General features: G+C 66.3%; 12 protein-coding genes. 4 read left to right on the forward strand and 8 right to left on the reverse strand.

The features are described 5' to 3' along the window. Positions 1-22 precede the first annotated feature (22 nt). A complete protein-coding gene (locus GONAM_RS10360) occupies positions 23-2086 on the reverse strand; it encodes an NADPH-dependent 2,4-dienoyl-CoA reductase (RefSeq protein ID WP_006866718.1) in 2064 nt (687 codons plus the stop codon). Between the two features lie 90 nt (positions 2087-2176). Further along, complete coding sequence (locus GONAM_RS10365; protein ID WP_006866719.1) at positions 2177-2725, reverse strand: PadR family transcriptional regulator; 549 nt, start codon at positions 2723-2725, stop codon at positions 2177-2179. Between the two features lie 126 nt (positions 2726-2851). Between GONAM_RS10365 and GONAM_RS10370 the strand changes: the two genes are divergently transcribed. After that, entirely contained in the window at positions 2852-4150 is a 1299-nt protein-coding gene (locus GONAM_RS10370; protein WP_040536020.1) for a uracil-xanthine permease family protein, read from the forward strand. 2 nt (positions 4151-4152) lie between these two features. Here GONAM_RS10370 and GONAM_RS10375 read toward each other — a convergent pair whose 3' ends face one another. Together GONAM_RS10375 and GONAM_RS10380 are read right to left on the reverse strand one after the other, a co-directional pair. Continuing rightward, positions 4153-5694, reverse strand: coding sequence for a hypothetical protein (locus tag GONAM_RS10375; RefSeq protein ID WP_006866721.1), 1542 nt, complete (start codon positions 5692-5694; stop codon positions 4153-4155). After that, positions 5694-5945, reverse strand: coding sequence for a hypothetical protein (locus tag GONAM_RS10380; protein ID WP_245548604.1), 252 nt, complete (start codon positions 5943-5945; stop codon positions 5694-5696). Before GONAM_RS10380 ends, GONAM_RS10375 begins: the two co-directional genes overlap by 1 nt. 278 nt (positions 5946-6223) lie before the next feature. On the opposite strand from GONAM_RS10380, the gene GONAM_RS10385 reads away from it, so the two are divergent. The 3 genes from GONAM_RS10385 to GONAM_RS10405 all read left to right on the forward strand — a co-directional run bounded on the left by GONAM_RS10385 (position 6224) and on the right by GONAM_RS10405 (position 8985). After that, entirely contained in the window at positions 6224-6733 is a 510-nt protein-coding gene (locus GONAM_RS10385) for a GNAT family N-acetyltransferase (RefSeq protein WP_006866723.1), read from the forward strand. A 1317-nt stretch (positions 6734-8050) separates the two neighbouring features. After that, entirely contained in the window at positions 8051-8398 is a 348-nt protein-coding gene (locus GONAM_RS10400) for a hypothetical protein (protein WP_157159150.1), read from the forward strand. Positions 8399-8415: 17 nt separating this feature from the next. After that, a complete protein-coding gene (locus GONAM_RS10405) occupies positions 8416-8985 on the forward strand; it encodes a hypothetical protein (RefSeq protein ID WP_006866727.1) in 570 nt (189 codons plus the stop codon). Between the two features lie 16 nt (positions 8986-9001). On the opposite strand, the gene GONAM_RS10410 is transcribed toward GONAM_RS10405, so the two are convergent. The 4 genes from GONAM_RS10410 to GONAM_RS10430 form a co-directional block, all read right to left on the reverse strand. Next, complete coding sequence (locus GONAM_RS10410; protein WP_006866728.1) at positions 9002-9697, reverse strand: hypothetical protein; 696 nt, start codon at positions 9695-9697, stop codon at positions 9002-9004. 369 nt (positions 9698-10066) lie between these two features. Further along, positions 10067-10966 (reverse strand): hypothetical protein, encoded by a 900-nt coding sequence (locus GONAM_RS10415; protein ID WP_006866729.1) that lies wholly within the window; start codon positions 10964-10966, stop codon positions 10067-10069. 8 nt (positions 10967-10974) lie between these two features. After that, on the reverse strand, positions 10975-11487 hold the full coding sequence (locus GONAM_RS10420) for a hypothetical protein (protein ID WP_040536026.1): 513 nt from the start codon (positions 11485-11487) through the stop codon (positions 10975-10977). Positions 11488-12515: 1028 nt separating this feature from the next. Further along, the gene (locus tag GONAM_RS10430; protein ID WP_006866732.1) at positions 12516-12890 is read right to left on the reverse strand and encodes a hypothetical protein; all 375 of its coding nucleotides are present in this window, start codon (positions 12888-12890) and stop codon (positions 12516-12518) included. Between the last annotated feature and the right edge of the window lie 561 nt (positions 12891-13451).

Genomic DNA, 13451 nt, shown 5'->3' on the forward strand with positions numbered 1-13451 from the left:
CAGCGACAGCTGGTTCTCCCGGTCAGTCGATACCGGCGGCGACCTCGGTGCCCTGCCGGATCGCCCGCTTGGCGTCGAGCTCGCCCGCGTAGTCGGCGCCGCCGATGACGTGGGTGGTGACGCCGGCGAGGGTCAGCGGATCGATGAGCTCGCGCACCGATTCCTGGCCCGCGCAGATGACCACGTTGTCGACCTCGAGGAGGCGGGTCTCGGTCACGTTGCCCTCGTCGTCGCGGAAGCTCAGGTGCAGACCCTGGTCGTCGATCTTGTCGTAGGTCGCGCCGCTGATCTGCTCGACGCCCTTCATCTTCATCGTGGCGCGGTGAACCCAGCCGGTCGTCTTGCCGAGCGACTTGCCCTGCTTACCGGACTTGCGCTGCACCATGTAGACCTGACGAACCGGCGGCAGGGGACGGGGTTTGGTGACGAAACCGGGCTTCTCCGGATCGTCGGTGACGCCCCATTCCTGTTCCCATTCCTTCAGATTCAGCGTCGGCGACTCGTCGGTGGTGAGGAACTCGCTGACGTCGAAACCGATGCCGCCGGCGCCGATGACGGCGACCCGCTTGCCGATCTCGCGGTGGCCGAGGACGGCGTCGGCGTACGACATCGCCATCGGATGGTCGACGCCGGGGAAACTCGGGATGCGCGGTACGACACCGGTGGCGACGATGACGTCGTCGAACTTCTCCGCGATGAGGGTGTCGGCGTCGACCCGGGTGTTGAGCCGGACGTCGACGCCGAGGACCTCGAGCTTGCGGGTGAAGTAGCGGATCGTCTCGTTGAACTCCTCCTTGCCCGGGATGCGGGCGGCGATGGAGAACTGGCCGCCGATGGACTCGCCGCCCTCGAACAGCGTCACCTTGTGGCCGCGTTCGGCGCTCGAGACGGCAGCCGACAGGCCGGCCGGTCCGGCGCCGACGACCGCCACGCGCTTGGCTTTGCGCGTCGGACTGAGGACCAGCGTGGTCTCACGCCCCGCACGCGGGTTCACCAGGCACGACACCTTCTTGCCGACGAAGGCGTGGTCGAGGCAGGCCTGGTTGCAGCCGATACAGGTGTTGATCTCGTCGGCGCGTCCCTCGCGGGCCTTGTTGGCCAGGTGGGGGTCGGCGAGGAACGGACGGGCCATCTGGATGGCGTCGACGCGGCCGTTGGTGAGGATCTCCTCGGCGAACTCCGCGGTGTTGATGCGGTTCGCGGCGATCAGCGGGATCGACACCTCGTCGCGGAGACGCTCGGTGAACTTCACGAAGGCACCACGGGGGACCGAGGTCACGATCGTGGGGACCTGGGCCTCGTGCCAACCGATGTCGGTGTTGATCGCGTCGACGCCGTGCTCCTCGGCCTTGCGTGCCATGAGGGCGATCTCGTCCCACGTCTGGCCCTTGCGAACCAGGTCGGCGATCGACTGACGCAGGATGATCGGGAAGTCGCGGGGAACCTGACGGCGGATCTCCTTGATGACCTCCACGAGGAAGCGCTGCCGGTTCTCGGTGTTGCCGCCCCACTTGTCGGTGCGGTCATTGGTGTGCGGACACAGGAACTGGTTGATCAGGTATCCCTCGCCGCCCATGATCTCGACGGCGTCGTACCCGGCCTTGCGGGCCAGCTTCGCCGACTGACCGAAGGTCTTGATGACGTGCCAGATGATCGGCTCGGTCATCCGCAGGTGCTTGAACGGGTGGATCGGCGACGGCTCCTTGCCCGGCGCGACCTTGAACGGGGTGTACCCGTAACGGCCGGCGTGGATGAGCTGCATGGCGATCTTGCCGCCCTCGTCGTGCACGGCCTTGGTGACGCGCTGATGACGCTTCCAGTCGAGGGTGTTGGTCATCTTGCCGCCCGCGAACATGAGCAGACCGGTACGGCTGGTGCCGAAACCACCCGTGATGATCAGTCCCGCACCACCTTTGGCGCGTTCGGCGAAGTAGGCGGCGAGCTTGTCGGTGTCCCAGAGACGATCCTCGAGACCCGTGTGCATCGACCCCATCACCAGACGGTTCTCGATGGTCATGCCGCCGATCTGCAGCGGTGTGAACAGGTGTGGGTAATACGGGTTGGGTTGTGCCGTGTGGGCTGACATGGCGCGACCTTTCATCTCGGTGTCGTCGTGACGCTTGGTGCGTGTATCGCTCTGTCTGGTTTGGGCGTTCGTGCAGTCACCGGCGGTGGTTCACATGCCGGCGAGTTCGCGTTCGAGTGCCGGGATGACCTCGTCGCACCACTCGATGTAGCCCTCCTCCTGCCGGATGCCGCCGCGCAGCACGAGGTACTGGTGGAGCTTGCGGCCGGTCAGGGTGTCGGGCTCGGGGTAGTAATCCTTCTGGAACCCCTTGAACAGCTTCAGTTGTGCGACGTGCTCGTCGCGGTGGGCCTTGAGTTCGCCGATGATGGCGGCGAGGTCACCGAACTCGGCGGCGCGGAGTTTGACGCCGATGTCGCTACGGAGTGATTGCCGTGGGGTGGGGCTCATCGCCCACTGCGCCAACGCATCCCGGCCGGTGTCGGAGATCGTGTAGACCTTCTTGTCCGGGCGGCCGTCCTGACTGATCGACTCGACGCTGACCAGTCCGTCGTCGAGGAGCTTCTTGAGCGTCCGATAGATCTGCTGGTGGGTCGCCGACCAGAAGTAACCGATGGATCGGTCGAACTGCTGACCGATCTCGTAACCCGTGCCGGGTCGCTCCGCCAGCGACACCAGAATCGCATGTTCGAGCGCCATGTGAGCACGCTAACACTGCAACAGCGCACTATGCAACAAGGTGCTTATGAGTCTTGTTGCATATGCGGCTGGGCAAGCACGGGGTAAGGGGAGCGGGTAAGCCGTGAGTGACGCAAACTGTTGCGCATGACTGAACCGGGGACGAGATCCCAGAACCTGCTGTCGTGGAAGCTCACGACGAACACCGTGGTGGCACCGGAGGAACGCCTGACCTGGCCGAAAACCGTGAGTATCGGTCTGCAGCACGTGGTCGCGATGTTCGGTGCGACCTTCCTGGTGCCGGTGCTCACCGGGTTCCCGCCGTCGACGACCCTGCTCTTCTCGGGTGTCGGCACCATTCTGTTCCTGCTGATCACCCGTAACCGTCTGCCCAGCTATCTCGGCTCGAGCTTCGCGATCATCGCGCCGGTCACTGCAGCGGTCGCCTCCGACGGTGCGTCGTCGGCGCTCGGCGGCCTGGTCGCGGTTGGTGCACTGCTCGTCATCATCGGCCTGATCAGCCACTTCGCCGGGGTGAGGTGGATCGAGACGCTGATGCCGCCGGTGGTTACCGGCGCGATCGTGGCGCTGATCGGCCTCAACCTGGCTCCGGCCGCGAAGAACAACTTCGTCGAGGACCCGGTTCTCGCGACCATCGTGCTGGTCCTGCTCGTCGCGTCGGCGGTGCTGTTCCGCGGACTTCTCGGGCGTCTGGCGATCTTCCTCAGCGTCGCGTTCGGTTATGTTCTGGCGCTCGTCCTCGACTGGATCGACTCCGACAACGACTACATCGACACCTCCGGCATCGCTGACGCCGCGTGGGTCGGCCTGCCCGACTTCCAGACCCCGACCTTCGATCTCGGTGTCCTGCCGCTCTTCCTTCCCGTCGTCCTGGTGCTCGTGGTGGAGAACATCGGTCATGTGAAATCGGTGGCGATGATGACCGGCAAGGACTACGACGACACGATGGGCCGTGCGCTCGCCGCCGACGGTCTCGCGACGATGCTCGCGGGCAGCGGTGGTGGTTCGGCGACGACGACCTACGCCGAGAACATCGGCGTGATGTCGGCGACCAAGGTCTACTCGACCGCGGCCTACTGGGTGGCCGGTGCGGCGGCGATCCTGCTCGGCCTGTCGCCCAAGGTCGGTGCGGTGATCGCCGCGATCCCGCCGGGCGTTCTCGGTGGCGTCACGACCGCCCTCTACGGCCTCGTCGGCATCATCGGCGTGCAGATCTGGGTCAGCAACAAGGTCGACTTCTCCAAGCCGATCAACCAGTTCACCGCGGCGATCCCGCTCATCATCGGCATCGCCGACTACACCTGGCAGGTCGGCGATCTCGTCTTCGCCGGCATCTCGCTGGGCTCGGTGGCCGCACTGGTCATCTACCACTCGATGCGGATCATCGGCGGCTGGCGCGGGACGGTGGTTCCCGACAAGTCCTGACGTCACCACGGCAGCCGCAATTCGACGTCGGGCTTCCGGGGGACGTAGAGGTCGGGTTGCTGACCGGTGATGACCTTCACCATGTTCCGGAAGGCCGTCGAGTCGGGGTCGTTCCAGTAACCGCCGTGGGTCTTGATTCCGCTGTCGTAGGTGCGGCCGTCGATCGTGACCGTGCCGGTGTCCAGGCGGGTCACTCCCGGTGCCGAATCGGGGTCGGAGCCATGCGGATTCCCGGGGAGCGACTGTGCGAGGTGGATCGGGTCGCCCGGGAACGTCAGTGAATAACGTTCGACGCCGCTCGGATGCGGCAGGTCGAGCACTCCGGTGCCCGCCGACGACGCGTAGATGACGCGATCCGGTGTGAGGCCGAGCTGCTCGGCGGTGCCGACAACAGAGCCGCCGTACGAGTGGCCGATGTAGGTGGTGGTCGCTCCCGGCGCGTGGCACGCGATCTCGGCGTCGAGTTCGGATCCGAACAGTTCGAGCCGGCGCGCCATGGCGGCAGCGAAAGAAGTGCTCGTGGCCGCGCGGAGGTCCGGGGGTAGGTCGCCGTCGAGGTAGAGGAACACCGGGCCGCCCGTCCGTGCGGCGAGTTCGGCTGCGGCGCGACGGTTGTCGCCTGCGGCGGTGTCGACGGTGGTGCCGGTGCCGGGGACATACGTCGTCGTATTCCGGGTGCCGGGGCGCAGCGACCCGATCATCTCCACGACACGCCCCCGCGGTGTGTTCACAAAGGTCACGAAGCGCCGCTCGACCGGCCCGGGCGCCAGCATCTCCCGCAGCGTTCGAGCCCGACGTCCCTCGCCCCGGCCGGCCTGGATCTCGTCGACGAGGGCGTTGCGGATGTTGATCTCGTTGGCCTGGATGCGGACGTCGAAGGGCACGCCCGGAAGATTGCCCATGACATGCGGATTCGCCTGGAGGAGGCGTCGGACGTCGTCGGGTTCCAGGTGTTCGACGATCGCCCGGATCTGGGGTGGGCTGAGGCTCTCGAGCGTGCGGATCGCGGCGTCGGCGTCCATCGTCCGGCCGCCGGGCAAGATGACGTCGGGTTGGCCGTCGACCATGGTTGTCAGATCAGCGGCGTACCCGTCGAGTCGGGAGCCGTAGCGTTCGTCGAGGGCGTCGATCGCGGCGAGGCCCGAGTCGATGGTCTCGGAGACCTCGGCGGCGGTCGATGCTCGACGTGGATCGGGGTGGGTGACGGTCCCGTCGTCGGCGACGTCGAATCCGGAGGACGTCGCCGCGTCGACGATCCGAAGGACGTGATCACGTGCATGGGACAGATCAGTCCCCGCGTCGGAGGCCTCGTCGGCGATCATCTGCAGCACGTTGCGGACCTCCCCGCCGTGGTCGTGCTCCTGCCAGATCTTCTGGTGCGCCGCATCGTGGGCGCGGCCGCGCCACGACCGTACGGAATCGAAAGTCCGCACAGCGCGGTCGATTCCGGTGTCGACGGCTTCGGCGGCCAGGGTCGCCGCCGACCCGGCGTCGGAGAAGGACTGCGGATTCCACCCACGTAGGGCCGAGATCGAGGGGCGCATCAGCGGGTCCGCAGCGAGTCGAATGTCGATGCCACCCGGGCATCCGATGCGACGGTCGTCGTGACAGAGGTGTCGAGGAGTTCGCTCATCGTCAGCAGTCGGTGGCCGATCGACTCGACCGCGCGGCGGGCGGGTTCAGCGGTGTCGCGGAGTGCGTGTGCGATCCGGCTCGGCGAACCCTGGACCTCGCCGATGGCCGCGGTGTCGATCGCGGAGATGGCGATGCCGTTCCCGCGCCACGACCTGACCACGGCCTCGATCTCGTCCGGCGAGACCCCGAAAGTGCCTTTGTCCGAATCGTTTCTGCGTTCGGGTCGGGGAAACCACCGGGGCACAAGCGGGATGGGTACGGGAATGGGGAACGGTAACAGCATGATCCTCCGCGACTCGTCGAGGACTGCGACCACCCGGCGAGGTGATGCACTTCTTGGACGCGCCGGGTGCCTCGGCGGTTCCGAAAAATCGTTTCGCCCGGCCATGAGCGGTCGCTACGTTTGGGGGCACTCGACACAGGACAGGGGACTCACCGATGCCGCAACAGACTTGGCGCACGAGGTCGGAGCGGGCCGACGACATCGCGCGCGTCCACGAGATCAATGCCGACGCCTTCCCGACGTCGGAGGAGGCCGAACTGGTCGACGCGCTGCGCGCCGACCCGGCCTGGATCGACGGACTGTCCATGGTCGCGGTCGATGCCGACGATCGCCCGGTCGGCTTCGCGCTGCTGACGCGTTGCCACATCGACGATGCGCCGGCGCTGTGTCTGGCACCGTGTGCGGTCGCCACCGACCACCAGCGCACCGGGGCCGGTTCGGCCGCGATCGTCGCAGCCCTCGATGCGGCGCGCGAGATGGGGGAGAGCACCGTCGTCGTGCTGGGTCACCCCGACTACTACCCGCGCTTCGGTTTCCGACGAGCCGTCGACCACGGTGTCCGCCTGAGCATCGAGGTGCCAGAGGACGCGCTGATGGTGCTCGGTCTCGACGGGGCCGATATCCCGTCCGGGCTGGTCCGCTACGCGGCGCCGTTCGGTATCTGAGCGGGGTCGTTCCCGCGTGCCTGATTTCGTCCCGCTTGTTCGTTTCCTTCCCGCCAATTGAGCTCAATCAGCGGGGAGGAACTGAACAAGCGGGAATCCGGCGCGGCACCGCGGCGAGCGCCCCCGGCAGGATTCGAACCTGCGACCTAGGGATTAGGGGGTTGTTCCGGAAGGTTGGTTCGTCTTCTAGGTTCGTTTGGGTCGATAGAATGTGCTTTGCCGTGCATTTATGTGTCGAAACGTAGGGTCTTCTTGATTCTTCTGGGGATTGGTACGTGCGCCGAAGTCGGGCCGTAAACGGCACTTCCTGGGGCGAAAACGGCACGTATTCGGCACTAGAATTGGTGCTATGAAGGCGCTGATATTGACCGTGGGTACCGGTGATCCGGTGGCCATCCTTGGTGCGTTAAGTTGCGCCGTGGCGCGGGGGTGGAGCTGCTGTGGGTGAGTTGACTCCCGGCGACCGCCGGATGCTGGCCACGATGCGCGCCGCTCGTGATCGGGGCACGGCTGCGGGACGGCGGTTCCCTCTGCCTGAGGGGCTCTCGTTTGTCGGTGGTGACGTTCACAAGTTGCTCCGTGGTCGTGGGTATGTCGGCGGGTTTCGGGTCGCGACGGATGACGATGGGGCGCGGTATGCGGTGCTGACGGATTTCGACCGCCCTGACGCGTGGCGGTCCCTGTCGAGTGAGGCGTCGTGAGCATGGCGGTGTCGGCGGGGGTTGATCCTCGTGATCGGGTGTTCGCGTTGGTGGGTCGGCTCGATGAGAGTCTCGTGGTCGGCATGGTGAAGATGGCGCCGGGTCCGACTGTCTACCGTCGGCGGGGTGGCGTGTGGGTGCAGGACCGGGCGCTGCTCGCGACTCTGCGGGCGCGGTCTCGGCGGCGCCCGTTGCTTCGGGAACTGACGCGGCGGGACTTGATCTCGTCGGAGGTCGCGCGGTGGGATGCCGAGGAGACTCGGCGTGCTGCTGCGAAGTCCGGCATGTACGGCGAGGTGGCTGCTCGTCCGGCTGTGCCGTCGCGGGCGGCGGTAACGAACGCCCGCCGGGTCGCTCGGGCTGCGCGGGGCGATGATCCTGCGGCACGGGAAGACGCGTTGCTGGCCGAACTTCTGGATGAGCGGCGGCGGTCGGCTGAGGTGATGGGGGCGCCGGTTATGGCCAGCGCCGCGCGCCCGACGGGTGACAGGCAGCGTGAGGTCACAGCGGCTCGGCTGCGGGAGCTGAGGGCGTCTCGGGAGCGGATGGGTGCGCTGGTGGCGGCGGTGCGTGCTGGGGGTCGGTGAGGGTGCGCGTCTGTTTCGGCTGGGATGACATGGCGGCGTGGCTCGCCGAGGGCCTCGGCACGATGGATCCCGGTGATGTTCTCGACGTCGGTGACGGGCGGGCTGTCGAGGATGATGAGCTCGTTGACTGTGCTGACGTCACGCGGGTTGAGGGCGGGTGGATCGTGCGGTTGTCGAGGATTGCCCTTGTCGACGAGGTTGTCGGCGAGGGCGAGCTTGAGCCGGAGGTGTGGGCGGTCGATGACCTTGCGACGGACGGTGTCTTGCTGACCGGCGACGCTGAGCTCGCGGCGGGTGCTGTGGTGGGGTGGTTTCGGGACCGGCTGGGTGTCGTGGGTCCGGCGGCGCTGGGTTTCTCGTACTCGGAGGCTGTCTAACGCTTACGGTGGCTCGCATGGATATTGCGGCGCTGGTGGTGTCGATCTTCGCGGTGGTGTTGACGGTGGCGCTGTTCTTGGTGCGGTTGCCGCGCGTGGTGGTGGAACATACGCGCGATGCTCAGCCTGGGACTCCGGCACCGGAAGGAACGATCGTCGAGCCCGATGGTTCCTATCTCGACAGTCATGGCAACACGCATTCGACGTTGTCGGAGCAGCGGTTTCGGGTTGTAGTGGTGAATCATGGCTCGGAGGCGATTACGGTGCGGTCCATCGGCATCGTCGACGAGCACGGTAAGGCTCTGAAAGACGAGTCGGGGGCCATCCTGCTCGACTACGAGGAGTCCCAAAATCGGGGGTATCTCCGGCGTGTGGGCGGGGGTGCAGTTCTAACCGGTGACTTCCCGCTTGGGCCGGAGTTGCCTGCGCGGGTGGACGGGCATGGGTGTGTGGTCTGGCGGTACCCGACCGAGCAACTAGAGCCGATCCGTGGCAAACAGGCGCGGGCGTACGCGGTGGTGTATCGGTCGGCGTGGCTGCCGTTTTTACCAGTGAAGTCGCGGCGGGTCCTTGCGCCGCGTGACTAGCGGGGCGGTCGCAGCGTCAGGCGACGCGGATGGCCTTGGTGACGTCGAAGACGATCCGGAAAAACGAGGTTAGTTCGACCTGATGGCGGTTGACGTCGGTGCGTGTCGACCGCGTTGTGTCGAAGGGGGTGAGCTGGATTCGGACGTCGGTGTCGGTGATGGCGATGGTGCGGGCCGGGTAGGCGGGGCTGTAGTACCAAGCGACGGTGAGGTTTTGGAGGCCGAGGGCGAGGGTGAGGGCCGCTTCGGTGCCGAGGTGCAGGAGCGGGGTGCCGTAGGGCGTTTTGGCGTAGAACGCCGCCAAGGCGGCGCCGAGGTCGGTGGCGAGGTTGCCGGTGCTGGCGACAGTCTCGACGTCGGCGTGGGACAGGAACACCTCGTCAGGATCATCGAGTCCGGCGCCGTAGTACAGGTGGCGCGCGGCGTAAAACTCGGCGGTGCGGTTGGCGCTGGGGCTGACGGCGGCGTCGAGCTCGTCGAGGGTGGCGCAGCGGGTGGGAACTTGGGCATGCACGACCATGGCTTGGGGGCCGAAGTCTTCGCCGAGGGAGACCTCGGGCGGCTCGGGGAGCGGGTAGGCGGGTTCGCAAATGTCGGTGACGACGACGTTGGTGGTGCGGTCGAGGAACTCCTCGGGTTCTTTGGCGCGGGTCCAGCTACCGGCGGGTTCCTGGGTGACCGTGATCGTGTCCAAAAGTGTGTGGCCCATCATTGGCCTCCTAGTTGACTAATTGCCGGCTGCTCGCTGGTAGAGGGTTAGGGGCCTGCACCGCCCCGCACGCGTAGTGCCGGGTGCGGTAGTCCATGCGGCGCAGGCCTTGTCCCGTTGTGTCTCCGGTGGCGCGCTGCTTTTGAGGTCACACGCGCGGGTTGCCCTGGCTGACGAGCACCGTTGTGGTGGGCGCCGGAGATGTGGCGGGTGGGGGTGCGGGGCGTCGCAGGTGGCGTCGAGGGGGGTCATTTGGTGGGTTCCCCAAGCGGTGCGAGCGGGCTGTGGACCGCTCGCGGGCTGGCAACCTTACTGGCTCTGGTCGGTGTACCGATACCGACTGCGGCCCGATGGACGACGCCCCGCAGGTATTTAGGTGGTGGCCATGGCTGGCTCCTTGTGTGCGGCCACGGCTTCGGTGGCGGTCCGGATGGTGGGTGCGGCGCCGTTGGCGATGGCGTCGCAAATCCAGAGGGTGGTGCGGGTGCCTGCGGTGGTGGTGTCGGGGAGTTTGTCGGGGTGCTCGAAGTAGAGCGCGGCGGTGGTGGTGTTCGTCTCTGCTGGGTCGAGGTCAGGCAGTAGGCCGCGTTGGCGGAGTTCGTCGACGACGTTGGTGACGTGCTCGAATTCGGCGACGAGCTGGACTGCCCGCAACCGCTTGTAGGGGACGTGGTGCCGTTGGGGCATGGTGTCCCAGCGGCGGATGTCGGCGGCGGTGAGGCTGTATTCCTGCCGGAATTCTTCGGCTTCGACGAGGCCTTGCCAGCGTCCGGCGACGATGTGGTCGGCGAGGGTGTGGGGTTCGCTGGTGAGCTCGACGATGATGGCTTGGGTCCATGGTCGGAGGGTGTCGGTGATGAGGGTGTCGCCGAGCCGAAGCCAGGTGTTGTGGGCTTCGCGGGCGCGGCGGAAGCGATTCTGGTTGCGCATTTTGGTGAGTTGGCGGGCGGTTTGGGGCGTGGCTCCGGCGATGACGCGGGCGGCGGCTTCGCTGCGTTGCTGGGGGCTGGTGTCTTCGCGGGAGAGGATCGCGAGGGCGTCGTCGGCGGTGCCGTCGAGGTGGTGCGCGAGGTTGGCGATCTCGGCGTCGGTCTGTTGTTCGGCGAGGACGACGTCGGCGATGGCTTGGCGGGTGTCGGCGACGGCTTTGGTGGGTGTGATGCCATGTTCGGCGGCGTCGGCGAGGAGTCGGTCGAAGGCGTCAAGGGTTTGTTGCGCGGTGTCGAGGGGGCGGGGTGGCTTGGTGCGGGTGCCGGGGTGCTTCTTGGTCACGGGGGCTCCTAGTCGCGGGTGAGTAGTCGGGTGATGGTCGCGGCGGTGCGGGGGTCGCCGCTGGTGGCGGCGAGCATGGCTTCGGCGCGGATTGAGGCTTTGATGGTGCGCTGGCCGGTGGCGGGGCGCGCGGGGGTGGTGGTGAGGCGGTGGACGAGATACTTAGCGAGGGCGCCGTCGGCGTTGCGCTGGTCGGGCGTTGAGACGTCGGCGAGGGCTTGGAGGGCTTGGGCGCGCCAGGCGGGGAATCGGGGGTCGTCGGGGGTGGCGCCGGTGCGCCAGGCGATCTTCGCGCGGTTGGCGGCGGTGCGGAGGACGACGGTCCATTGCAGGAGTGCCGGGTCGCTCATTGCCTGTTGGACCTGCTCGGTCCATCCGTCGCGGGTGAGTGCTTGGTCGAGGAGTTCGACGAGGGGGTGTTGCGGGGGGATGGGGTGGGGTCCGGGCATGGGGTCGCGCGGGAACGGTTCCCAGTCGGCGAGGAGTGCCGTGGGTTGCGGTTCGCGGTGGCGCCGGGTCATGGCTGTGACTGTACGCGCGCGGGCACGCGTACGCGAGGGCGAGACCCGTTGTGCGAGTTGTGGTTTGGTGTCCTGCGCTTGAGTAACTCGTATGTTTGTGCTGGTCAGTGTGGGTGCGGGGGTTTGCTTTGTGTCCTGCGCTTGAATAACCGAATTGGTTTTGGCAGTTGGTAGCGCTGCTGCCCGGCGCTTGCGGCGCGCGCGCTGGGGAAGCTTGACCGGGTCAGTGGGGCGGTCGCGAGGGTGTTTGCCAGGGTGGGGCATGGGTGCCGCCGTGGGTTGCTCGCGGAGTTCGCTGCGGCTCGTGATTTCCAAACTGTGTGGATTGCGTTGCGGGTGGAGCGTTTCCGGCGTCTCGGGGCAAGTCTGCTACTTGGGCATTAGTAGGTATGAGTAGGAGGGTCGGAACGTTTGGCCTGGTAGGGGGCGGCGTCGACGGGGTGGTGGGTGATTGGTTGGCTGTTAGGTGTCGTTTATGTGTCTTCTACCTGCGCTGTTTTCGTTGTGCGCGTTCGGTTTTGGTGGTGTGGATGGTCGATAGGTTTGTGGTCTTCGATGTTGGTTGATGTGTTCGTCTTCATCGTTGTTCTACTTCTTGGTTGTGTGCTCTCAATGTGTGCGTGTTCTGTTGTGTGCCGGTGTGAGGTCGAACCGTGGGGTCGGGCCTTGTTGTAGGCCTCGTTCTGTCCGGTATTCGTTCACCTCTGCAACAAACGTCTGTGATGTGCGGATCTGCGCCCACATGCGTCGGATCTCGTGCTCGGTGGCGCTGGCCGGATGTACCAGTCGCGGGGCGAGGTGGACGGCGCTGGCCGTGGAGGGCGAGTGGTTGAGCGAGATCCCGATGAGCCAGTCGTCGCGGTCGAGGATGGCTGATAGCCAGTCGATCCCGCGCTCGGGTGGTTCTGAGAGTTCGGCGGATCGGGCGGCAGTTCCAAGGTCGAGGTGGACGGCGCTGGTGAGGACTCGGTTGAGTCGTCCGAGGTCGTCGACGAATAGTGAGCTGTACGCGTATCGGGTAGGCGTGATCATGCCGGGGTGGCCTCCTCGGTTGGGGGTTGTGGCGCTGGACCTCGGCCTTGGCGGGCAAGGATGTCGGCCCGGAGGGCGTCGAGGTCGGTGGGGGCGTCGCGGCGGCGCAGCTCGGCGAGCACTTCGTCGAGGCCTTTGGCGGCGGGCGCGATGATGGCGAGGGTCTGGTATGCGCTGGCTCGTGCGGTGAGGGTGCCGATGGCCCATGAGGGGCGGGTGGTGTCGGCGTGGCTCCACCGGATGGCGCCGTGGGCGTGCTCGGCGGCGGCTCTGGCTTCGGTGAGGGTGGTGAAGGTCGTGGCGCTGGCCGTGGAGTTGAGGACTGCTCCGCCGGTGCCGAGGGTCAGTGTGGTGATCCGGTAGGTGGTCATGGAGCTCCTCGTCGCGGCTGGTGGAGGGTTCGCGGGTGGGTTGTGTTGTGCGGCAGACTATTTCACTAGTTGGCTATTTGTTTGCGCTGGTCAGCGGGTGTTTTGTCGAGTATGGCACGGTTTCGAGCGGGTGCGTGTCTACGTCGTGGCGGGTGTCCTCGGGTGAGTCGAGGTTGGTGGCGCTGGCCCATGACGAGGGGGGTCGGGGGGTCGTCGGGACGTCGGGCGGCCCTGCGGGATGGGGGGTGGGCTTTGCGCGTGCGCGCGCGAAGGGCGGCGGTGAGCGCGCGTCCGATTTGCCCGACTGCACAGGCAACTGCACAGGCAACTGCACAGGCATTTTTGGCCTCAAAAACCCTACCTGACCTGGTAATACACTAGGTGCACAGGCTGCACAGGCTCAAAACTTTTTTCCATACGATTTTTTGCTGTTCGTGGATATAAATACTGTAAGAGAATTTTTTCGAACCTGTGCAGCCTGTGCAGTGCCACCGGCGGGGGCGTTTGCGCTGTTCAGGCATGGTTTTATGGGGCTGTGATGGTCGAAATCTGCGTGTGCAC

The sequence above is a fragment of the Gordonia namibiensis NBRC 108229 genome, assembly GCF_000298235.1.
GTDB classification, from domain to species: Bacteria; Actinomycetota; Actinomycetes; order Mycobacteriales; family Mycobacteriaceae; genus Gordonia; species Gordonia namibiensis.

Excerpts from the sequence above, each read along its gene's own strand:
- GONAM_RS10360 (WP_006866718.1), bottom strand. The coding sequence starts at position 2,086 with ATGTCAGCCCACACGGCACAACCCAACCCGTATTACCCACACCTGTTC.
- GONAM_RS10365 (WP_006866719.1), bottom strand. The coding sequence starts at position 2,725 with ATGGCGCTCGAACATGCGATTCTGGTGTCGCTGGCGGAGCGACCCGGC.
- GONAM_RS10370 (WP_040536020.1), top strand. The coding sequence starts at position 2,852 with ATGACTGAACCGGGGACGAGATCCCAGAACCTGCTGTCGTGGAAGCTC.
- GONAM_RS10375 (WP_006866721.1), bottom strand. The coding sequence starts at position 5,694 with ATGCGCCCCTCGATCTCGGCCCTACGTGGGTGGAATCCGCAGTCCTTC.
- GONAM_RS10385 (WP_006866723.1), top strand. The coding sequence starts at position 6,224 with ATGCCGCAACAGACTTGGCGCACGAGGTCGGAGCGGGCCGACGACATC.
- GONAM_RS10400 (WP_157159150.1), top strand. The coding sequence starts at position 8,051 with ATGGCGGCGTGGCTCGCCGAGGGCCTCGGCACGATGGATCCCGGTGAT.
- GONAM_RS10405 (WP_006866727.1), top strand. The coding sequence starts at position 8,416 with ATGGATATTGCGGCGCTGGTGGTGTCGATCTTCGCGGTGGTGTTGACG.
- GONAM_RS10410 (WP_006866728.1), bottom strand. The coding sequence starts at position 9,697 with ATGATGGGCCACACACTTTTGGACACGATCACGGTCACCCAGGAACCC.
- GONAM_RS10420 (WP_040536026.1), bottom strand. The coding sequence starts at position 11,487 with ATGACCCGGCGCCACCGCGAACCGCAACCCACGGCACTCCTCGCCGAC.
- GONAM_RS10430 (WP_006866732.1), bottom strand. The coding sequence starts at position 12,890 with ATGACCACCTACCGGATCACCACACTGACCCTCGGCACCGGCGGAGCA.